Annotated in this window: 19 protein-coding genes; 9 read left to right on the top strand and 10 right to left on the bottom strand. The window is 46.2% G+C overall.

The window, feature by feature from the left end; all coding sequences use genetic code 11:
- Positions 1-14: 14 nt before the first annotated feature.
- Positions 15-371, bottom strand: a complete 357-nt coding sequence (locus tag PN466_RS15885) for a HepT-like ribonuclease domain-containing protein (RefSeq protein ID WP_271940826.1) — start codon at positions 369-371, stop codon at positions 15-17.
- On the bottom strand, positions 361-651 hold the full coding sequence (locus PN466_RS15880; protein WP_271940823.1) for a nucleotidyltransferase family protein: 291 nt from the start codon (positions 649-651) through the stop codon (positions 361-363). The genes PN466_RS15885 and PN466_RS15880 overlap by 11 nt, the downstream gene beginning before the upstream one ends.
- 183 nt (positions 652-834) lie before the next feature.
- Between PN466_RS15880 and PN466_RS15875 the strand changes: the two genes are divergently transcribed.
- From PN466_RS15875 to PN466_RS15865, 3 genes are read left to right on the top strand one after another with little or no spacing between them, the layout of a single operon-like run.
- Positions 835-4065 (top strand): efflux RND transporter permease subunit, encoded by a 3231-nt coding sequence (locus tag PN466_RS15875; RefSeq protein ID WP_271940820.1) that lies wholly within the window; start codon positions 835-837, stop codon positions 4063-4065.
- Positions 4066-4116: 51 nt separating this feature from the next.
- The gene (locus PN466_RS15870; protein WP_271940818.1) at positions 4117-4368 is read left to right on the top strand and encodes a DUF433 domain-containing protein; all 252 of its coding nucleotides are present in this window, start codon (positions 4117-4119) and stop codon (positions 4366-4368) included.
- A gap of 3 nt (positions 4369-4371) precedes the next feature.
- The gene (locus PN466_RS15865) at positions 4372-4569 is read left to right on the top strand and encodes a DUF5615 family PIN-like protein (RefSeq protein ID WP_271940815.1); all 198 of its coding nucleotides are present in this window, start codon (positions 4372-4374) and stop codon (positions 4567-4569) included.
- A gap of 221 nt (positions 4570-4790) precedes the next feature.
- Here PN466_RS15865 and ureE read toward each other — a convergent pair whose 3' ends face one another.
- The 3 genes from ureE to PN466_RS15850 all read right to left on the bottom strand — a co-directional run bounded on the left by ureE (position 4791) and on the right by PN466_RS15850 (position 7104).
- Entirely contained in the window at positions 4791-5234 is a 444-nt protein-coding gene (ureE, locus tag PN466_RS15860) for an urease accessory protein UreE (protein ID WP_271940812.1), read from the bottom strand.
- A 175-nt stretch (positions 5235-5409) separates the two neighbouring features.
- A complete protein-coding gene (locus PN466_RS15855) occupies positions 5410-6486 on the bottom strand; it encodes a glycosyl transferase (protein WP_271940811.1) in 1077 nt (358 codons plus the stop codon).
- A 129-nt stretch (positions 6487-6615) separates the two neighbouring features.
- Positions 6616-7104 carry a universal stress protein gene (locus PN466_RS15850; RefSeq protein WP_271940809.1) on the bottom strand — a complete coding sequence of 163 codons (489 nt, stop codon included), beginning with the start codon at positions 7102-7104 and terminating at the stop codon, positions 6616-6618.
- 148 nt (positions 7105-7252) lie between these two features.
- On the opposite strand from PN466_RS15850, the gene PN466_RS15845 reads away from it, so the two are divergent.
- From PN466_RS15845 to PN466_RS15835, 3 genes are all read left to right on the top strand, one after another.
- Entirely contained in the window at positions 7253-8254 is a 1002-nt protein-coding gene (locus PN466_RS15845) for a GUN4 domain-containing protein (RefSeq protein WP_271940808.1), read from the top strand.
- A 10-nt stretch (positions 8255-8264) separates the two neighbouring features.
- Positions 8265-8918: a Uma2 family endonuclease gene (locus tag PN466_RS15840; protein ID WP_271940805.1), complete on the top strand. Its 654-nt coding sequence runs from the start codon at positions 8265-8267 to the stop codon at positions 8916-8918.
- 344 nt (positions 8919-9262) lie between these two features.
- A complete protein-coding gene (locus PN466_RS15835) occupies positions 9263-10453 on the top strand; it encodes an RNA-guided endonuclease InsQ/TnpB family protein (protein ID WP_390890018.1) in 1191 nt (396 codons plus the stop codon).
- Positions 10454-10487: 34 nt separating this feature from the next.
- On the opposite strand, the gene rsgA is transcribed toward PN466_RS15835, so the two are convergent.
- The 5 genes from rsgA to grpE all read right to left on the bottom strand — a co-directional run bounded on the left by rsgA (position 10488) and on the right by grpE (position 15964).
- A complete protein-coding gene (gene rsgA, locus PN466_RS15830) occupies positions 10488-11513 on the bottom strand; it encodes a small ribosomal subunit biogenesis GTPase RsgA (protein ID WP_271940802.1) in 1026 nt (341 codons plus the stop codon).
- A complete protein-coding gene (locus PN466_RS15825; RefSeq protein ID WP_271940800.1) occupies positions 11510-11797 on the bottom strand; it encodes a sulfurtransferase TusA family protein in 288 nt (95 codons plus the stop codon). Before PN466_RS15825 ends, rsgA begins: the two co-directional genes overlap by 4 nt.
- Entirely contained in the window at positions 11794-12921 is a 1128-nt protein-coding gene (gene dnaJ / locus PN466_RS15820) for a molecular chaperone DnaJ (protein ID WP_271940798.1), read from the bottom strand. The genes PN466_RS15825 and dnaJ overlap by 4 nt, the downstream gene beginning before the upstream one ends.
- Positions 12922-13053: 132 nt before the next feature.
- Positions 13054-15015 carry a molecular chaperone DnaK gene (gene dnaK, locus PN466_RS15815; protein WP_271940795.1) on the bottom strand — a complete coding sequence of 654 codons (1962 nt, stop codon included), beginning with the start codon at positions 15013-15015 and terminating at the stop codon, positions 13054-13056.
- 139 nt (positions 15016-15154) lie between these two features.
- On the bottom strand, positions 15155-15964 hold the full coding sequence (gene grpE, locus PN466_RS15810) for a nucleotide exchange factor GrpE (RefSeq protein ID WP_271940792.1): 810 nt from the start codon (positions 15962-15964) through the stop codon (positions 15155-15157).
- A gap of 324 nt (positions 15965-16288) precedes the next feature.
- Between grpE and PN466_RS15805 the strand changes: the two genes are divergently transcribed.
- From PN466_RS15805 to PN466_RS15795, 3 genes are all read left to right on the top strand, one after another.
- Entirely contained in the window at positions 16289-18316 is a 2028-nt protein-coding gene (locus PN466_RS15805) for a GspE/PulE family protein (protein ID WP_271940789.1), read from the top strand.
- Between the two features lie 70 nt (positions 18317-18386).
- Positions 18387-19466, top strand: a complete 1080-nt coding sequence (locus tag PN466_RS15800; RefSeq protein WP_271940787.1) for a type IV pilus twitching motility protein PilT — start codon at positions 18387-18389, stop codon at positions 19464-19466.
- 53 nt (positions 19467-19519) lie between these two features.
- A complete protein-coding gene (locus PN466_RS15795) occupies positions 19520-20764 on the top strand; it encodes a type II secretion system F family protein (RefSeq protein ID WP_271940784.1) in 1245 nt (414 codons plus the stop codon).
- Positions 20765-20839: the final 75 nt, after the last annotated feature.

Here is a 20839-nt window from a genome sequence, read left to right as displayed (position 1 = left end):
ACCTAACCTAAAATCTATTCTTCTCCCATCTCTTGCTGCAATAGTGTCTCTAGCATGGGAACTACAGCAGGTAAGTGATTTTCAATTGTATTCCAGACTAACCTTTGCTTGACTCGAAAGTATTCGTGAGTCATCACATTTCTCATATCCCCCATTAAACGCCAGGGAATTTGAGGATAGCGAGACTTGATGCTATCGTTAACGTTGATTGAAGCCTCACCAATTATCACAAAATTGTAAAGAATTCCGTGTAAAACAAGATCTTCCATGTCTTCAAACTGCTCATAACTCATGCCCGCAGTTGCTTGTTGAATGCGGGCGATCGCATCTAGAATATCTTGTATCCGTAGTGGCCATGCTCTAGAAGGCACGAATCACCTCCTGGAGAACCGGTTCTCGCAAATGTTCTCTCAAGGCATCTTCTGTGCCTAAGTCTATATCACAACCAAACAGATCTTCTAGATAGTGTTGCAGGCGAAATAAGTCAAACAAACTCGCTTCTATAGAAAAGTCTACGAGAAAGTCAATATCGCTATCGGGTCGTGCTTCGTCTCTAGCGACTGAGCCAAATAAATCAAGAGACTTGACTCCTAATGCCTCTAGTTCTTGCCGATGATTGGCTAAAGTTGCCAGTACCTGTTCTTTATTCATCCTGAGTTAAAGTATGGGTATATCTATTGTCTTAGCACAATCTTTGCTTTACGCTAGGCCAAGGTTCCCCGATTCTCGACAAAACCGATACAATCAAGAGAAAATCTTTGCCCACAAGCCAAACCAATTTTTAATTTTTTCGGCTGTCGCTGACATGAAAATTTTTAATTTTTAATTGATCTTATGAGCCAAAGTCCCAGAAGTTTAAGCGCGATCGCCATTCGTCGGCATATCGGAACCTTGATGTTAACCGTTGCGGTTATCGTTGTCGGTTTTTTTGCCCTCAGTCAGCTCCCCGTTGACCTCCTCCCTGCCATTACCTATCCCCGGATTGGGGTGCGCGTTGATACTCCTGGTCTGGCTCCTCAAGTAGCGGTAGATGAGGTGACTCGGCCCCTAGAAGAAGGATTAGCTGCCACTGAAGGGGTCGTGCAAGTGTTTTCAGAAACTCGTGAAGGTCGGGTTTCCCTCAATCTCTACTTCGACCCTGGTAGTGATATTGACCAAGCTCTCAATGATGCTACGGCGACTCTGAATCGCACGATTAACCAACTGCCAGACGACTTGGAGCCACCGCGCATCTTTAAGTTTGACCCATCCCAACTACCGGTGTATGAATTTGCGCTGACTTCTGAGGGATTACAAGGAGTAGATTTACGGGTATTTGGCGATCAGGAATTGGCGCGGGAACTGACCGTAGTCCCTGGAGTTGCTGGGGTAGATGTCTCTGGAGGACTGCAAGAGGAAGTGCAGGTGAATCTGGACTTGAAACGGATGACGAGTTTGGGCATAACCATTAATGATGTGTTGGATAATTTGCGCGATCGCAATTTAGACAGTTCTGGAGGACGACTACGAAATATCCCTACCGAGAGCCTCACCCGTACCATCGGTCGCTTTGCAAACGCCCAAGATATCCTCAATCTCTCCTTTGAACTGAGTGATTCTCCCTCATCTCGCCAAGTCTATCTACGGGACTTTGCCCAAGTGATTGATGGCACAGAACGACAACAGGTATTGGTTTCCCTGAATGGGATTCCAGCCGTTAAAGTGAGCGTGCAAAAACAGCCAGAAGCCAATACGGTACAAGTCGTTGACGCAGTGAAAGCCAGGATTGAGGAACTGCGCTCTGGGGGCATTATTCCTGATGATATGATTTTGACCTCGACATTGGATGAATCCCGATTTATTCGCCAATCGATTCGCAATGTGGTGATTGCGGGATTAACCGGATCGGGTCTAGCGGCGATCGCCGTTCTCCTATTCCTAGGTTCCCTCCGACAAACTCTGATCGTCATCCTCGCTATTCCCCTGGCAACCCTCACTGCCATTATCCTCATGTTTGCCTTTGGTCTCTCCCTCAACGTCTTCAGTTTGGGAGGACTTGCTTTAGGGGTGGGTATTGTCGTAGACAACTCCATCGTGATGCTGGAAAACATGGTTAGCCAACATCAGGCTCTTCGACTGCGCTCAGAGCGTCCCCTGAGCGGAGTCGAAGGGGACATCGATCTCCCCATTTCCCCCTATCTGGAAGCGCAAAAAGCCGCCTCACAACTCGAATCTGCGCTCTTAGCCTCCACTTCAACTAACCTGGTTGCCGTCTTACCCTTCGTACTCATTGGGGGATTCTTCTCATTGCTCTTCAATGAACTGATCCTCACCATTAGTTTTTCCGTTGCCGCGTCCCTGATTGTGTCCTTAACCGTGGTTCCCATGCTCACTTCCCGGTTATTGCGCGTGCGACGCTCCAGCGGTTTAGACAAAAGGGGCCCCTTACGCTGGTTTAACCAGCAGTTCCTGTTGATTACAGGGGGCTATGGACGGATATTAAGAGGGGTGATTCGAGTCCGAATTCTGGCGATCGCGTTAGCGGTATTGATTCTCGGTTATGGTAGCGTTCGCCTCGCTGCTGACATTCCCCAAGAAATTCTTCCCAGAATCAACACCGGACAAGCGCGTTTATTTGCCCAATTTCCCCCTGGAAGCAACCTAGAAACCAACCAGAAAGTGATGGAAGCGGTCGATCGCATTCTAGTCGAACAACCGGAAACCGAATATGCCTTTACCACCACTGGCGGATTTCTGTTTGCCAATCTCACTATTGAAAATTTACTGCGATCGAGTAGTACCATTACCCTCAAACCGGGCAGTAATGTCCAGGCGTTTGTCGAAAACGTTCAACGCGAACTCAATCAACTGAATCTCGTTAATATTCGCCTACGCTTATTTCCGGATGCAGTGCGGGGGTTAATTTTAAATAATTCCCCCGTGCGCGGCGATATTGATGTGGCGATCGCCACATCTCTCGGCCCCGATGGGATTGAAGACCCAGATATTCTTGCTCAAGCCGGTCGCCAAGTTCTGAAAGCCTTAGATGAAAACGTGACCTTAGCCCGATTTCGCCCCGATGCTGACCCCTCGCAACTAGAAGTCCAAATTCGTCCCGACTGGGAAAGAATGGCCGATTTTGGGGTCACTGCACAAGAGTTAGGGACAACGTTGGAAACGGCTATCTCAGGAACCGTTCCCACCCGGCTACAACGGGGTAATCGTTTAGTGGATATCCGCGTACAACTCAACCGAGAGGCGTTACAGAGGATTGATGAACTCCGGCAAATGCCCCTGTTTTCACAAAATAATGGTTCGACTCCGCTCACCAACCCCCGTCCCATTCGTCTACAAGATATAGCGAGTTTGGATAAGGGAACAGCACCGGCAGAAATTCAGCGCGTGAATGGGCGATCTGTCTTTTTTCTAGTAGGAAACTTGAATCAGGGGGAGAGTTTAAGTGACGCTCTAGCGGAAGTTGACACAGCTTTAGAGAATCTAGAACTCCCTCCAGGGGCGCGAGTTTTGCCGTCGGTTGCCGCCGAATCGAATCAACAACTGCAAGAGGCGATCGCTATTTTGGGCAGTTTGGCGGCGTTCCTGGTGTTTGTGGTCATGGCAGTTCAGTATAACTCTTTAATCGATCCCTTGGTGATTATGCTCACGGTTCCCCTGGCTCTCGCGGGGGGAATTTTAGGATTGTACCTGACGGAAACGGCGATCGGGGCTACCGTATTAGTCGGTGGCGTTTTATTAGTGGGAATTGTGGTCAATAATGCCATTATTATGGTTGAATTAGCCAATCAAATTCGCGCCGAATCGGGATTAGATTATCGTAGTGCCATTTTAAGAGCCGCTCCCCAACGATTACGGCCGATTTTAATGACGACTATTACCACAGTGTTAGGTTTATTTCCCTTGGCTGTAGGTTCAGGAGAAGGGGGAGAATTTTTGCAACCATTAGGCGTGGTGGTGTTTTCGGGCTTATCCTTGGCCACCCTGTTAACCTTATTTATGATTCCCTGTTTCTATGTGCTGTTGCACGAAGATATTGGCGAGAAATTGTTGAGATTGCCGAAAAAGTAGATTATTATGAACCATAGTTCAGTCCCTTGATAGATAAGGAGGTAAGAGCCAATGGCCGATCTGAATGATTCTCTGCTCTCAAGAATTACATTTGATCGCCAGATTTTTGGCAGTAAGCCCATTATTCGAGGAATGAGAATTTCCGTGGCTATGATTTTAGAATTGTTGGCAAAAGGGGCATCAATACCAGAGATTTTAGAGGATTATCCTGACCTGGAAATGGCTGATATTTATGCTGCTCTGTTCTATGCCTATCGTCTCATCAATAGCGAAGAAATAGTGGAGCGATCAGTAGCATCATAAATCATGAAATTTTTGCTCGATGTCAATGCCAATGGTTCTTTATCCGATTTTTTGAAAGATTTGGGATATGATGTTGCTTGCGTTCGGGATGTCGATCGCAGTATGAGTGATGGTGACATTTTGGATTGGGCTGTAAGAGAACAGCGTATTATCATCACCACAGATTCTGATTTTGAACAACTGATATGGCTACAAGATTAACGTCATTGTGGAGTTTTACGGTTAGAAAATCTCCCGCGTTCCAAAAGACTCTCTCTACTGCAAGATGTTTTAGCTAATTACGATCAAGAGTTAGAAGCGAGATCAATTGTTATTGCTACTGAACACAAAATTCGGATTCGCAAGAAATTAAGCTTCAAGGAGGAATCCTGAATAATATAGAGTCCGAATAATCGGTTATGATATCAAGTCCGAACTATTCCCTAATGCGCAGCACTGTATGCTCCGGGTTCGGGTTGGAAGGGAGCAATTTTTTCCCTTACATTTACTCCTAATTGCTCTAACATTGTTCGGAGTACCGGGTCAACTTCTAAACGTAAGTAGTCTGGAGTGATTTCGACAGGAATATGACGATTTCCGAGATGATAGGCTGCTCGCAGAAGACCGATCGCCGTTTCCGAGGTCACTTCTAATACGGGTTCCGGTTTGGCGATCACTTGCACCAGGGTATCGGCGATCGCCGTTTGTAAAAGGTCGCCATTTTGGAGAACCGTTCCCCTCGGTAATCGTAACTCAACCGTTACCCCGTCCGGAGTTTCCGTCTGATAGCGACTGCGAGTACGCTCCCAAGCAGTTAAGGGAAGGGTAAAGGCAATTTGGGAATCATCCAACTGCAAACAGCGCTGGGTCAGGGTAATTGAGGTCATGGGGGAGTGGGGGAGTGGGGGGATAGGGAGATGGAGAAGCCTAATTGTGAATTCTAATATCACATCCGTTTATTTAGGGCGATCGCATCACAACCATTGTAGAGACAACCCACGCCTTATCTCTACAGTACGCATTTGTAGGGGTGATTCATGAATCACCCCTACATTGAGGATTTTATATAAAGTAGTTGATCGCGGCTTCGGCGATCGACTCGCTGCCGGTTTTATCCAAAACTACATCCGTTCTGGGAGGCGTAGGCACTTGGTGTAAAAAGCTCCAATCTCCGCTAAAGAAAGCTTCTGGATCAATAATCTGATGTCTGCCGTAATCTTGCAATCCTTCCATTAAAACCGGGGTTTCGGCAAAGCCGTCTCGTGTTAAAGAAGCAATGGGAGTTCCTAAGCGCAAGGCCTCCGCAAATGTACTATATCCCGGTTTAGAGATCAGGCGATCGCAAAGGGGCATAAAATCGACTGGCCGATATTCATATCCCCTCGCTTTAATCAAATTGGGTAGATCGGGAGCTTGGGCATCGAAGGTGATAAACCGCCAGTCGGGAAACCCCTTGAGGGTATCATAGGGAATCGCTTGCAAGCTTAACCCGCCAAATGTTAATAATACCGTGCGTTCTTTGGGAGCAGAAATTTGGAACTGTTGGCGCAATTGCTCCACAGTCGATCGAGGCATCCCCCCGGTTAACCCTACATCAACCATTTCCAGAAATGCACTCATGGGTTCATGAATCGGTAGCCGAAACAGGCGATCGCACTGGCGATAACTATTGCTAATCCAATCGGCGATCTCAAGAAATTCACCTCCCCAAGGACGATAAATAAAATCCCAGCCAAAATTACCCATCATCCAACAAGGAATTCCGGCACTATGGGCAATCTCTATGGCTAAATGGGGCAAATCAGCTAATACTAAATCAACCCGATTTTGGCGAATGAAATTCACTTCTCCGGCAATAATGGAGTGTTCATTTTTGCGAATCTGTTTCAGTTTCTCTAGAGTCTGTTCTTTATCCATGGTCAAGCTGTCGGACTGAATCACCCCCACATCAAACCCCCTGGGACGGTGGATAAAGTCAACCGAAATATAGGATTCGAGTAACCATCGGGGAACAGTAGTCACTAAAATGAGGAGAATTTCAGGATTACGTTGCGCGATCGCGGCGGCAACTGAGGCCATCCTCACGGCATGACCAAAACCATGATTGGTGATTGCCAGATATAAAGTAGGTCGAGACATGGAATCAATGAACAATGAACAATGAAATAATTAACAATGATTGCTCGTTCTATCCTAAGATTCTCAGGGCAAGTTTAGAGGGATTTGAGTTAACTTACCCTGAGCGAGTGTGACTCAAGAATAGGGGGTTCAGGTTGGCTCGGATAGCAGGGGTTTGTCTTGGACAATGAACACGGAACAGGAAGCACGATGAACGACATAATTACTGACACTACCGAGTAGTACCTCAGCAACTTCATGTCTTCCCCTACGTCCCACGACAATTAAATCTGCACCCCAGCTTTTGGCTAGATCGCAGATCCAACGTCCAGTATCACCCATTTTCCATTCCCATTCACAGGAAACACCTGCTTCTTGAGCGCGATCGCAATAGCAAGTGAGCCATTGACGAGTCTGTTCCGTTTCCTCTGCCATCTGTTCTTGTACTGCTTGGGAAAAGTTAGTTAAGGTATGGCCATAGGGACCAACGTAGGTAAACAGACTACTTTCTTCCAAGCCGAGACGGTGAAAGAGCATCATTTGAGAAGAAAACTGTTGCGCTAGAGCTAACCCTTTCTCAAAAACGGTTTCTGCTTGAAGGGAGCGATCGAGGGCAACTAAAATCTTTTGATAAACCATTTTTAAATCTGTACTTAAAAACCTTCATTTAGATCATGGCACTGTTTCAGGTACAATACCAAGGGTCAGCTACAACAATTAACCGCTCACCTCTAGAAGCAGTGGAAAGGAAGTACGCAAAGAATTGAAAGAATTGAAGGAATGACCCATGGCTAACCCGCAACTCCGTTTGATGATCCTGTCCTTTCCCCTTACAAGTTATCTTTTGCTAGGACGGCTCTTATTAACGCTGATCGATCTGAGTTCTCACCTGAGTGCAAAATTGTGGAATTGGGCGATCGCCGATCGGCAACAGTACTCTTACTCTCTCAAAAATGACCGAGGATTGATTTTAGGGTTTCCCCTGGCATTTCCCTTACTCTCTCTTCTAGCGCTCAGTTCCCTGTTATGGTGTACGGTTTTGGTACTGTTGAAGGTGGGTAAGCGCGATCGTCTCTTGGAGCAGGTACAAAAGTTGCTTGGCGATGAATCGCTGTTTGTGATTGCACTTCCGGCTGAGTGTTATCACTGGCTCGAAGGATTGGTAACGGGAGTGTTTGAGGCGATCGAGGGGTTGATGACTCCGGGAATATCAGCCGAGTTCTTGGAAGTCGTGCCTGTGGAAAATAGTGTTGTTCCTGAACCTGCTGTTGTGGAAGCGGTTGAAGAGTCAACACCAGAACCCCAAGCTGCTGTCTTATCTTCTGCTGCTCCAGTTTATCCAACTAACCCGAATGTTCCCTTGCGTTCAGAAAGTGGTATAGATTATACTCGACTTCAGGATTTACTCGCGGATCGTAAGTGGAAAGAAAGCAATCAAGAAACCCTCGGTCTGATTTTACGGGCAACTCGACGAGAAAGTGATGGTTGGTTAGATGCCCTGAATTTAGATGAGTTACCTTGTACAGAATTAGACACTATAAATGAACTTTGGATGGCCTATAGTAAAGGCAAATTTGGCTTAAGTGTGCAATCTCGGCTCTATGAACAGGTGGGAGGAGATTATGGTCAGTTTTGCGATCGCATTGGCTGGCGTAAAGAGAGTCAATGGACAAAGCCGACTGAGTTAAACTATACGGATAATGCGCCTCCAGGTCATTTACCTTATCTGGGATCGGCGATCGGTTATTCCCTACTCAGTCATAAACTCAAAACCTGTGGTATTCAATAAAGTCAGCGATATGGTTATTGCAGCACCAGAACCTCAAGCAACCGTACAACCCAAGGGCGAACAACGGGTTGTTTTTCGTGGTATCACGTGGGAGAACTATGTACACATCCTCGATCAACTGCCTCAATCCAGAGGTTCTCGTCTAATCTATGATGATGGAGTTCTAGAGATCACTATGCCCTTAGAAGACCATGAATTTGCCCGGTGTTTAATTGAGCGATTTATTGTGGTTTTGGTTGAGTTGTTGGGTCTTTCCATTAAGACCATGGGATCGACAACCATGAATTATCCCCTGTTAAGAAAAGGAGCAGAACCGGATAGTGCCTATTATTTTCAAAATCAGCCGTTGGTGAAAGGACGCAATGTGAATTTTGCCCAAGATCCGCCCCCAGATTTGGTGGTTGAGGTAGATATTACCCACACGGATATTGCTAAGAATGAATTTTATGCTCGTTTGGGTGTGCCAGAGTTTTGGCGTTTTGATGGGCAGGTGTGGCGGATTTATACTCTGAAGTCTGGGGTATATGTGGAAGTGGAGCAAAGTCCAACGTTTGCCGAAGTGCCGAAGGAGTGGTTATACCAGTTTTTAGCCACAGCAAAAGAAGATGAGATCGGGGCAATGCGAGAGTTGAGGGGACGCTGGCAGGAAGCAACCAATTCCTAGAGAACACGACTATGATGAACCTAAGAACTAGGTCTATTATGGTAATGGGTAATGGGCATGGGTCACAAGTTAAGGTGGTAATATCAAATCTAAAAAATAACGCTACACATCACAACCATTGTAGAGACAAGGCATGCCTTGTCTCTACACTACGCATTTGTAGCAACCATTTAACGATTTGATATTCCCCATTCCCCATTCCCTATTCCCTTATAAGAGATATTCCGAAAACCCCGTGAATTCATTCCGGGGATGAAGGATGAGAGCAGGTTAAAAGCAGCCTGTAAAACTTGATTCTTACACGAGAGCGTGATAAGATTAATGTATTGGTGCGCTCAGAAGAAATAATAGTTTACGAATTCAAAATTAAGGCAAAACCAAGCCAATACACAGCCATCGATGAAGCGATCAGAACGGCCCAATTCATCCGTAACAAATGCCTATGTTATTGGATGGACAGATTAGGCAATTCAAGAAATGATCTAAACAAATATTGCGCTGTGTTGGCTAAAGAATTTAGTTTTGCTAAAAATTTGAACAGTATGGCTAGACAGGCTTCTGCTGAACGTGCCTGGTTTGCGATAGAACGTTTTTACGAAAACTACAAGAAGAAAAAAACCGGCAAGAAAGGATATCCTAAATTTAAGAAATATTCTCGCTCAGTCGAGTATAAAAATTGTGGATGGAAGCTCCTTTCTCCCAAGCGAATCAAGTTTACCGACAAAAATGATATTGGAGAGTTAAAACTCGTAGGAACTTCGGACTTGGGGCATTATTCTACCGCTCAAATCAAACGCATTAGATTAATTCGGAGAGCAGACGGATACTATTGTCAATTCTGTATTAAGGTAGATCTCAAGATTGAATTAGAACCGACTAATCAAATGGTTGGGTTGGACGTAGGGCTTAAATATTTTCTGGCTGATTCAAATGGACATACTGAGCCGAATCCTAGGTTTTATAGAGAAGCAGAAAAAATGCTCAAAAGGGCCAATCGCCAGAAGTCCAAAAAATACCGTAAAAACAAGAAACCTCAATCCAAAAATTATCACAAGGCTAGAAAAAGGTATGCTCGGCAGCATTTGAAAGTAAGTAGGCGGCGAGAAGAACATGCAAAAAGAATTGCCGGTTCCGTTATCCACTCTAACGATGTGGTTGCCTATGAAGATTTGAATATCGCCGGCCTGGTTAGAAACCATAAACTAGCCAAGTCGATAAGTGATGCAGGATGGTCGCAGTTTCGGCGGTGGTTAGAATATTTTGGGGGTAAATACGGAAGAGTAACGATTGCAGTTCCTCCCCACTATACCTCTCAGGAATGTTCCAATTGTGGCGAAATTGTCAAAAAGACCCTATCAACTCGTACTCACATTTGTCCACACTGCCAATATGTGGAGGATCGTGACATTAACGCGGCGAAAGTAATTCTGCAACGTGGATTAAAAATACTCTGGGGCACAGAGGAATTTACGCTTCAGGAGAGAAGCCCTCTTGGTGAGTTGGAGAAATCCTGCCCTCTTACGGCATCTCGATGAATGAAGAATCCCCGCGTCTTCAGACCGGGGAGTGTCAAATTTCAGCATCTTTGTACCATTCTTCCAACTGTTGTTGTTGGGTACGGCGGGAGGGACGGCGATATTTTTTGGTATTCAGTTTAGGCTCGTAAGTATTGTGACCTTTACGCTTCAGGGTAGATTCAGGATCGGCTTGGCGATCGCGCTGTTCTTGACGGGCGATCGCCTCTTGCAAAAACATGAGATAATGTTCGTAGCGCTCCCAGTCTCCTCGAATTGCACAATCCGGTTCTTCCCGATGCAAACAGTCACTAAATTGGCAATGATCGACCTTCATGAGCGCCCGCACTTCTGGAAAATAATCTCCTAATGCTTCTGGAGGATAGTCTACATCCGGCTGATTAAATCCGGGGGTATCCGCCAAAAGTCCGCCACTAGGTAACTTAAATAACTCCACATGACGAGTGGTGTGTCGTCCCTTTTGGAGCTTTCCAGACACTTTCCCTACCCGCAAATGGGCATTGGGAATCAAAGTATTAATTAAACTTGATTTTCCCACCCCAGAAGGCCCTGCAACAATCGTGACTCGTTGCGCTAGCTGTTGCTCGAGTTCTGCTAACCCCTGTCCACTCACCACACTAATGAACAGAGGCACATAACCCCATTGTCCTAAGCGGTGACACCATTCTTCTTTCCACTCAGTTGAAACCAGGTCACTCTTGTTTAAACAGAGACATAAACTCAATGATGTTGATTCGCCTTTGACGAGAAACCGGCTGAGTTGATAGGGGTCGAGACTGGGTTGATCGACAGAAAAAACCAGTAACAGTTGATCCGCATTGGCTACAGGAGGCCGGGATAACTCGGTAGTTCGGGGATAGACTTGGGCGATCGCCCCCCGCAAACCCGACCAATCTGGATCTTCCACCCGCACGCGATCGCCCACCATCACCCGTTGACCAATCTTCTTCAGGCGCGATCGGCGAGTACACAACAAAGGAGTTCCTTCTTGCTCATCAAGCTGAACTTGATAAAAATTGGCTTGAACTGCCAACACCGTACCCACCCAAACCTGATTCATTGTGGAGGCAGATTTTCCGGATCTGATCGCCGAACTTGCAGCCGGAAAAACGGCTCCTCTTCATCCTGGGTTGACTCTTGTAGTCCTTCAATCGGATAACCTGCCATTTTCAGGCTATCCGGAACCTGCTCAATGGGTTCCCCTGCATCTAACCACACTTCCAATAGGGAACCGGGAGCCATTTTTTCCAGTTGTAGCTTCGTGCGGACAAAGTTGAGGGGACAAGGTGTCCCCCGTAAATCCAGTTGAACATCAGGAGTACCTAAATCAGTCTGGGGACTCATTTATTAAAAATCCCTCCGAACAACCCACCTCCCTTATCTTGGCGATCGCCTCTTAGGCGTTCCAACTCCTTCAAATGCTCCTTCTCATCTGCACTCAACTGTTTAGGATTAGGAATGTCCACCACCACCGTAATTAAATGATCTCCACGGCTTACGGGATTTCCCAGCCGAGGAACTCCTCGATTTTCCAGCGTCAACACCGTATTCGGTTGTGTTCCTGCCGGAATAGTCAATTCTTCCGTACCATCAACCGTTGTCACCTGGACGCGAGCACCCAGGATCGCCTGTAAATAACTCACCTTCATTTCCGAAAGCACATTAATACCATCCCGCCGGAAATCCGCATCCTCATTTACAAACAAATAAACATACAAATCACCAGGAGGTCCACCCTGCTGTCCCGAATCTCCCTCATTAGACACCCGCAGTCGAGTCCCATTATCCACCCCAGCAGGAACATTAATCTTCAACTTCTTCGTAACCTGCTTATTCCCGCTACCACCACAGTCATTACACTTATCCTGAATCACCTGTCCTTGACCATTACAAGCCGGACAAACCGATACCTGAGTAAAGCTACCGAAAGGCGTGCGAGTCGCTCGGCGGATTTGACCTGAACCGCCGCAGGTTTGGCAAGTCACCGGTTTAGTCCCCGGTTTCGCTCCCGAACCGTTACAGGTTTTACAGGTTTCTAAATGATTAATCCGAATCTCTTTCTCACCACCAAAAATGGCTTCTTTGAAGTCCAACTTCAAATCCAATCGTAAATCATCACCTCGGACTGGGCCTCGTCGTCTTGCCCCTTGGGTTCCTACTCCACCACCAGAAAAGCCATTGAAGAAGCTCTCAAAGATATCTGCAAAACCCATATCGCCAAAGTCCCCAAAACCAGGGCCTCCGGCTCCACCACTTACACCTTGTTCACCAAAGCGGTCATATCGAGCTTTGATCTCTGGTTCAGAGAGAACTTCATACGCTCGGTTAATTTCTTTGAACTTGTCTTCAGCTCCGGCTTCTTTGTTAACATCCGGGTGATATTTTCGCGCCAACCTACGGTAGGCTCGCTTGATCTCTTCTTTGTCTGCTTCGCGGGAAACACCGAGAATTTCATAGTAGTCGGCCATAGGGCGCTCTGTCTTTCGGGGATCTCTCAACAAGTGGGCATATAGAACTGCACACTATTATAGCGGTCTCTTGGGGTAGAGACCGCTTAGTTTTCTCTGAATTTTAAGGAGGAGGTGGAAAAATTTGAGGCTTTACTCAATTTCTTCATAATCCGCAGAAACGGTTTCATCTTCCTCATCAAAGCTAAAATCCTCTTCTTCTTGCTCCGATTCTACCGAACTTTGCAGGGTTTCTACTGCCGAATCAATCACCGTTTCCCCTTGGGTGAAGTCCTCGACAGCACCTGAACCTGCATATACGGATGAACCAATGGTAAATAGAATTTGTTGTAGGGCATTCATTTGCTCTTTAACTGCTTCCACTGAGCTATCTGGAGCCTCTAAACTCACCCGCAGTTGCTCAATCCGTCCTTGAGCTTCCACTTGCAGATCTTCGGGAATTACGTCTCTATTTTGTTCTAAGGTGGAATAGTAACTCTGGAATAAACCCTCAGCTTGGTTTTTTAGTTCAGCTAATTGGCGGCGCACCCGGTCAGATTCGGAATAGACTTCCGCTTCCATGCGCATTTTTTCTATTTCGGTCTGACTTAAACCACCCGTATTGGTAATTTCGATACTTTGTTCTCGTCCGGTTCCTTTGTCTCTTGCTGATACTTTGAGGATACCGTTGGCATCAATTTCAAAGGAGACTTCAATTTGAGGTACACCTCGCGGTGCGGGAGGAATACCGGTCAGTTGGAATTTCCCCAGGCTTTTATTATCAGCGACCATGGCTCGTTCCCCTTGTAGCACATGGATTTCTACTGAGGTTTGGCCATCGGTGGCGGTCGAGAAAATTTGGGTTTTACTGGTGGGAATGGTGGTATTGCGTTCAATAATTTTGGTGAATACTTCACCCAGGGTTTCAATGCCCAGAGATAGGGGGGTGACATCCAGGAGCAGGAGGTCTTTAATTTCTCCTCCCATGACTCCTCCTTGGATGGCAGCACCCAGAGCTACGGATTCATCGGGGTTAACGGAGCGGTCTGGTTTTTTGCCACCAAAGTATTGGGAAAGGGCTTCTTGAACGGAGGGGATGCGAGTGGAACCGCCGACTAAGATGATGCGATCGATATCTTCTTTGGTTTTATTGCCATCTTTAAGGGCTTGTTCTACCGGTTCTAAGGTTCCCCGAATCATGTCTTGGGCTAACTCTTCAAATTTAGAGCGGGTTAGCTCCATTTCTAGATGTTTGGGGCCAGTTTCATCAGCCGTGATGAAGGGCAAGTTGATGGAGGTTGCCGTCATATTTGAGAGTTCGATTTTGGCTTTTTCAGCGGCTTCTCGCAACCGTTGGAGGGCCATTTTATCTACCGATAGATCGATCCCTTCTTGGTCTTTGAATTCTTCGATCATCCAGGTGACGATGCAGTTATCGAAGTCGTCGCCGCCTAAATGGTTATTTCCAGAGGTGGCGACGACTTCAAAGATGCCATCACCGAGTTGGAGAATGGAGACATCGAAGGTTCCGCCACCGAGATCAAAGACGAGAATGAGTTGTTCTTGGTCTTGTTTGTCAAGACCGTAGGATAGGGCAGCAGCAGTGGGTTCATTGATAATGCGTTGGACTTCTAAACCAGCGATGTTCCCCGCGTCTTTGGTGGCTTGCCGTTGAGCATCGGTAAAGTAGGCAGGAACGGTAATGACTGCTTCGGTAACGGGTTCTCCCAGGTAGTTTTCCGCGTCCTGTTTGAGTTTTTGTAGGATCATGGCGGAAATTTCTTGGGGGGTATAGTTACGCCCTCGCACTTGCACATCGACCGTGCTATCGCGACCTTGGATACATTTGTAGGGGACGCGGGAGCGTTCCATTTCCGTGTCGTCCCAGCGCCTACCGATAAACCGTTTGATGCTATAGATACTGTTTTCGGCGTTGGTGACAGCTTGGCGTTTGGCCAGTTGACCGATCAGGCGATCGCCAGCTTTGCCAAAGCCGACCATACTGGGGGTAGTTCTGCCACCTTCTGCATTGGAGATCACAACAGGTTGACCTCCCTCTAATACCGATACACAACTATTGGTTGTGCCTAAATCAATCCCAATAACTTTTCCCATGTTAAGCTGCCAGATGTTGAAGTTAATAACGGCATAATTGGTGATTTATAAAGGGATCACCGATCAAGTTGGATATGGACTTGACATTGATGTGATTTCCCCTTTCTTTACCGATTACCGTTAATTTTAGATCACGGTTTTAGCTCTCACTCTCTTCGGCTTCCGGTTCGTTCGTTTGTTCGGTTGCGTCCTCGACTGGGAGTGCCGGTTCGTCTTCTGGTGCAGCGGCGACCTTAACCATGGCGTGGCGTAATACTCGGTCATTGAGAAGATAGCCTCGCATCAATTCTTCAGTCACCGTGCCTTCAGCATATTCTGAGGTTGCCTCTCTCATCACCGCTTCATGGAGATTGGGGTCAAATTCTTTCCCTTCTGCTCGCATAGGAGAAACACCAATGCGTTTGAGACAGTCTACTAATTGTTTGTAGACACTTTGATAACTTTTGTGAATTGTCATTTCCCCCTCATTTTGGGGTTTAATTTGCGATCGCGCCCGCTCAAAGTTATCAACCACTGGTAGCAATTCTTGTAGGGTCTTACACTTGGTCTGATCTTCTAATTCCCCCTTTTCTTTTTGTGTCCGTTTGCGGAAGTTATCAAAGTCAGCTCCTAAACGTTGGTATTGAGCTTTAACTTCCTCGTAACTCTGTTTTATACTGTCTAATTCCAATTCCTTACTGGCTAAGACTTCGGCTAGCAAGGCCGCTTGTGCAACATCCGCTTGATGGGCTGCTGGATCAGGTGTCTCTGAAGGGGGTTCTGAAGATGGATCTATTCCTTCAGAAGCACTATCTTCCTGAACTTGGGCCGGTTCTGTTCCATTGTCCACTTCCGGACTAGAGGTTTCTGGCTCTTGTGCAGAAACACTAGCTGGATTTTCTGCCTGATTCAAGAGGTCTTCGGGGTTGGGATTCTGAGAAGTTTCTACTGGCTTGGACTCATCGATCATTGGGGTTAACCTAATCTGACTCGCTACATCATGCAATCATTACTCCGGGAAAGATGCTGAATCTTCATCCATCACGGAGCTTAGTTTTTTAGCTTATCCTGTCTTTTGACGGTTTGACGGGACGATGGAAGAAATATTTGGCTTAAGTTTTGTTCCAGAAGCAGATCTCAAGCTGGTCGTTTCCTTTCACCATTGGGTAACATGCATAATAGTAGCATGGAAGGATTAGCTGCAAGCACTCTCTATGCTATTCCTCAGAAATCCGTAGTTTCTTGATGAGGCTATCTTAAATTAATTCATATTTAGAGGAGATCTCCACCCCCCATGACCAAATCCCCCATCTCGTCACGCCGACAGCAATCTAAAGCCTTAATGGCTGTTGCGAATAATCTCTCTCCCTTTGGCAATAAACTGGTACAGTCTGGCTTTATTGAGAAAGATGATATGGAAAAGGCTCTGGTGGAAAGCCGGAAAAATAAGCGATCGCTGACCGATTTAATAGAACAACTCACCGGTAAGCAACTTTCCCCCGATCTAATTCGCCAGTACAAAAAGCAACAGCTTTTTGAACTTAAAATTCTATACGGTGTTGATTCCCTCGATCCGGAAATTAATGAAATTGATACGAATCAGGTCAATGAACTCATTGATACCTTGATTCCGTTGGATCTGTGTCGCCGTTACCAATTGGTTCCCCTATCTAAAAATAATGCCAATCCACCTGCTGTATTAGTGGCATTGGTCGATCCAGATAACTTAGCCGCTCAGGATGACCTGAATCGAGTCTTGCGTCCCCAGGGACTCACCATGAATCGCATGGTGATTACCCCAGAAGATTTTCAAGCAATTATCTCCAAGTATCTAGACGAACAAGTTAAAAAAGCACCCGATCCCAAAAAAGTAGATTCTAAACAGTTAGAAATTGATATTAGCCAATTTGGGGATGTCGATCTTGAAGAGGGTGAGAATGATGAAGTCTCGGATGCTGACTTGAATAAAGCACTCGGAGATGCCGAAAGTGCCCCAGTGATTAAGGCGGTTAACCAGATTCTGGCGAAAGCGCTATCGGATGGAGTCTCCGATATTCATGTAGAACCCCAGGAGGAAAACCTCCGGGTTCGCTTTCGTAAGGATGGGGTCTTGCAACAGCCCTTTCCTCCCTTTCCGAAGAAGATTGTCCCAGCCATTACATCCCGATTCAAAATTATTGCCGATCTTGATATTGCTGAACGACGTAAACCCCAAGATGGTCGGATTCGGCGGATTTTCCAAGGTCGTAAAGTAGACTTCCGGGTGAATACCCTGCCAGCTCGTTATGGTGAAAAAATTGTACTGCGGATCTTGGATAACTCCTCGACGCAGTTGGGTTTGGATAAGTTGATTACCAGTCCAGAAACCCTAGAAATGGTGCGAGATATGGCTTCTCGGCCCTTTGGATTGATTTTGGTCACGGGGCCCACTGGGTCAGGTAAATCCACCACCTTGTATTCGATTTTAGCTGAACGTAACGATCCTGGAATTAATATCTCAACCGCTGAAGACCCAATTGAATATGCCCTGCCAGGAATTAACCAGGTGCAGGTAATTCGGGAAAAAAATATGGACTTTTCCGCTATTCTGAGGGCGTTCTTGCGGCAAGATCCGGATGTGATTCTGGTGGGGGAAACGCGGGATAAGGAAACGGCGAAGACAGCAATTGAAGCGGCACTCACAGGACACTTGGTATTGACGACATTGCATACTAATGATGCGGCTGGTGCGATCGCCCGCTTAGATGAAATGGGAGTAGAACCGTTCATGGTCTCTGGGGCACTTCTAGGGGTCGTTGCCCAACGGCTGATGCGACGGGTCTGTAGTGAATGCCGTATTCCCTATACCCCAACTCCAGAAGAACTCTCTCGCTTTGGTTTATCAGCAGCTAAAGAAGGAAATTTAACCCTCTATAAGGCCAACACTATCGCTCCCGATGAACGAGCTGCCTTAAGAGAACAAGGAGAACTTTGTCCTAAATGTAACGGTGTGGGCTATAAAGGACGCTGTGGGGTCTATGAACTCCTGCGGGTAACCGAAAATCTACAACTGTTGATTAACCAAGGCGCACCCACGGAACGCATTAAAGAAGCAGCCGTTGAAGAAGGTATGGTCACCCTGTTAGCCTACAGCTTAAACCTGGTGCGTGAAGGATCGACTACTCTGGAAGAAGTAGAGCGGGTAACCTTTACCGATAGTGGTTTAGAGGCAGAACTCAAGGCCAAACGAAAAGCGGGGTTAACCTGTCGAGTCTGTGGAGCTGGACTTCAACAAGAATGGATCGACTGCCCCTATTGTATGACCCCGCGTTTTAGTGATTAATCTTACTCTTTTCTAGCCAGAGAATTCTGGCTTAATGTTAAATTTTACCAACAATTGAGGAAAAAAACTGATGAGTTATATGATTGAAGATGTGATGGAATCCTTGGTTGAACAAGGAGGCTCGGATATGCACATTCAAGCGGGTGCGCCGATCTATTTTCGCATTAGTGGTAAATTAACCCCCCAGCCTCAGTTTGGAGAACAGCTTGATGGCCCAGATTGTCAGCGGTTGATCTTTTCGATGCTCAACAATAACCAGCGTAAAGATCTAGAACAAACCTGGGAGTTAGACTGTGCTTATGGGGTCAAAGGACTATCTCGGTTCCGGGTGAATGTGTATCGCGAACGGGGCTGTTATGCGGCTTGCTTGCGGGCATTAGCGTCCAAAATTCCTAATTTTGAGAAGTTGGGCGTTCCGGAAATCATGCGGGAAATGTCAGAACGACCTCGGGGTATGGTTTTGGTGACCGGACAAACTGGATCGGGTAAAACAACAACTATGGCAGCGATTTTGGATTTGATTAATCGCACCCGTGCTGAACATATTCTGACGGTAGAAGATCCGATTGAGTACGTCTTTCCTAACATTAAAAGTTTGTTTCACCAACGGCAACGGGGAGAAGATACGAAGAGTTTCTCTAACGCCCTTAAAGCCGCTTTGCGGGAAGATCCAGATATCATTCTGGTGGGAGAAATGCGGGACTTGGAAACCATTGGTCTAGCTGTATCGGCAGCAGAAACGGGGCACTTGGTCTTTGGAACTATGCACACTAACAATGCGGCAGGTACGATTGACCGGCTATTGGATGTGTTCCCTCCGATTCAACAGCCCCAAATTCGGGCCCAAATGTCGGGGTCGATGGTGGGGGTTTGTTCCCAAAACTTGGTGCAGAAAGTTGGTGGTGGACGCTGTGCAGCTCAGGAGATTATGGTGAATACGCCGGCTATTGCCAACTTGATTCGGGAAGGAAAAACGACTCAAATTTACTCAGCGATTCAAACGGGTGGGAAAATGGGGATGCAAACCATGGAGATGGCTTTGGCAAAACTGGTTAATGATGGGAAAGTCTCCTACGAAGATGCGATCGGTAAATGTAATAAAGTCGATGAGTTAATGCGTTTGGTTCAACCGGCCAAACAAAAACTCTAATCTTGCTTTGAATCTCAATGTGCCCACCCCAATGATTTCAAGAATAATGAACCATGCCTGAATTTGTTGCTGATGTTCGAGACTCGATGGGAAATGCCAAGCGAGAAACTGTTAAAGCAGCCTCTCTTGGTGCAGCGCGTGCTGAATTGCTCAGTCGAGGTTTAGAGGTAGGCGAAGTCAAAAAAGCCCCACTGTTTGGCATTGACTTTGCTAACCTTGACATGGATGAGTTAAACGAAAACTTTGCTGCAGCGACGGCTAGTGTCACCGTAAAAGATAAAGCTATCTTTTCCAGGCAGTTTTCCGCGATGGTTAATGCTGGCGTGGGAATGGTACGCTGTCTAGGCGTTTTAACCGAACAATGTGAAAACCCTAAACTCAAAAGGGCATTGAAACAAATTTCAGCGGAAGTGCAAGAGGGGTCAAGTTTATCTGAGTCTATGGGTAAACACCCGGATTGCTATGATGACCTCTATGTAGCCATGGTTTCAGCCGGGGAAGTTGGGGGGGTACTCGATGATGTACTCAACCGTCTAGCAAAGTTATTGGAAGATTCGGCTCGGTTGCAAAACCAAATTAAATCAGCCATGTCTTATCCAACAACGGTAGGGACTCTTGCTGTGATTATTTTTGTTGCCTTAACGGTATTTTTGATTCCTACATTTGCCAATATCTTTGCCGATATTGGGGTGGAATTACCGGCATTTACACAGATGATGCTCCACATTAGTGCATTTCTAACTTCTCCGGCAAAGTCAGTGACCCTATTAGTCATCTTAATTGTTGCTAAGGTGTTGTACGATAACTGGTACAAAACCCCTCAAGGCAAAAAAATCATGGATAAGCAATTCCTGAAAGTGCCTTTATTTGGGGATTTGATTAAAAAAACGGCAACGGCTCGCTTTTGTCGCACATTTGGAACTCTATCCCGTGCAGGCGTTCCTATTCTCACTTCTTTGGAAATTGTTCGGGATACTTCTGGAAATCAAACTATTGCCGATGCAGTGGAAGCTTCCCGCCAAGAAATTCAAGGGGGAGGGATGATTAGTACAGCTCTTGACCGCTATAAGGTATTTCCTGCCCTAGCTATTCAAATGATTAGTATTGGGGAAGAAACGGGACAAATTGACCAAATGCTGATGAAAGTCGCTGACTTCTATGAAGATGAAGTCGAACAAGCGGTCAAAGGGTTAACCAGTATGCTCGAACCCGTTATGATTGTAGTGATCGGGGGTATGGTAGGTTCAATTTTGTTGGCAATGTACCTACCCATGTTTAAGGTGTTTGAAACCTTGTAATGTCTGGAATGATAACGGGGAAGGCGATCTGCATGATGGGTTAATTTCCTGTTATTTATTATACTCAATATAATT

Origin of the sequence: Roseofilum reptotaenium CS-1145, from assembly GCF_028330985.1 — a bacterium.
In the GTDB taxonomy this organism is placed as follows: Bacteria; Cyanobacteriota; Cyanobacteriia; order Cyanobacteriales; family Desertifilaceae; genus Roseofilum; species Roseofilum reptotaenium.
This window is presented reverse-complemented; position numbering and strand designations above follow the sequence as displayed.

Bases quoted from the DNA above. Each gene is read 5' to 3' on its own strand.
- PN466_RS15880 (WP_271940823.1), bottom strand. From the start codon at position 651: ATGAATAAAGAACAGGTACTGGCAACTTTAGCCAATCATCGGCAAGAA.
- PN466_RS15875 (WP_271940820.1), top strand. From the start codon at position 835: ATGAGCCAAAGTCCCAGAAGTTTAAGCGCGATCGCCATTCGTCGGCAT.
- PN466_RS15870 (WP_271940818.1), top strand. From the start codon at position 4,117: ATGGCCGATCTGAATGATTCTCTGCTCTCAAGAATTACATTTGATCGC.
- PN466_RS15865 (WP_271940815.1), top strand. From the start codon at position 4,372: ATGAAATTTTTGCTCGATGTCAATGCCAATGGTTCTTTATCCGATTTT.
- ureE (WP_271940812.1), bottom strand. From the start codon at position 5,234: ATGACCTCAATTACCCTGACCCAGCGCTGTTTGCAGTTGGATGATTCC.
- PN466_RS15855 (WP_271940811.1), bottom strand. From the start codon at position 6,486: ATGTCTCGACCTACTTTATATCTGGCAATCACCAATCATGGTTTTGGT.
- PN466_RS15850 (WP_271940809.1), bottom strand. From the start codon at position 7,104: ATGGTTTATCAAAAGATTTTAGTTGCCCTCGATCGCTCCCTTCAAGCA.
- PN466_RS15845 (WP_271940808.1), top strand. From the start codon at position 7,253: ATGGCTAACCCGCAACTCCGTTTGATGATCCTGTCCTTTCCCCTTACA.
- PN466_RS15840 (WP_271940805.1), top strand. From the start codon at position 8,265: ATGGTTATTGCAGCACCAGAACCTCAAGCAACCGTACAACCCAAGGGC.
- rsgA (WP_271940802.1), bottom strand. From the start codon at position 11,513: ATGAATCAGGTTTGGGTGGGTACGGTGTTGGCAGTTCAAGCCAATTTT.
- PN466_RS15825 (WP_271940800.1), bottom strand. From the start codon at position 11,797: ATGAGTCCCCAGACTGATTTAGGTACTCCTGATGTTCAACTGGATTTA.
- dnaJ (WP_271940798.1), bottom strand. From the start codon at position 12,921: ATGGCCGACTACTATGAAATTCTCGGTGTTTCCCGCGAAGCAGACAAA.
- dnaK (WP_271940795.1), bottom strand. From the start codon at position 15,015: ATGGGAAAAGTTATTGGGATTGATTTAGGCACAACCAATAGTTGTGTA.
- grpE (WP_271940792.1), bottom strand. From the start codon at position 15,964: ATGATCGATGAGTCCAAGCCAGTAGAAACTTCTCAGAATCCCAACCCC.
- PN466_RS15805 (WP_271940789.1), top strand. From the start codon at position 16,289: ATGACCAAATCCCCCATCTCGTCACGCCGACAGCAATCTAAAGCCTTA.
- PN466_RS15800 (WP_271940787.1), top strand. From the start codon at position 18,387: ATGAGTTATATGATTGAAGATGTGATGGAATCCTTGGTTGAACAAGGA.
- PN466_RS15795 (WP_271940784.1), top strand. From the start codon at position 19,520: ATGCCTGAATTTGTTGCTGATGTTCGAGACTCGATGGGAAATGCCAAG.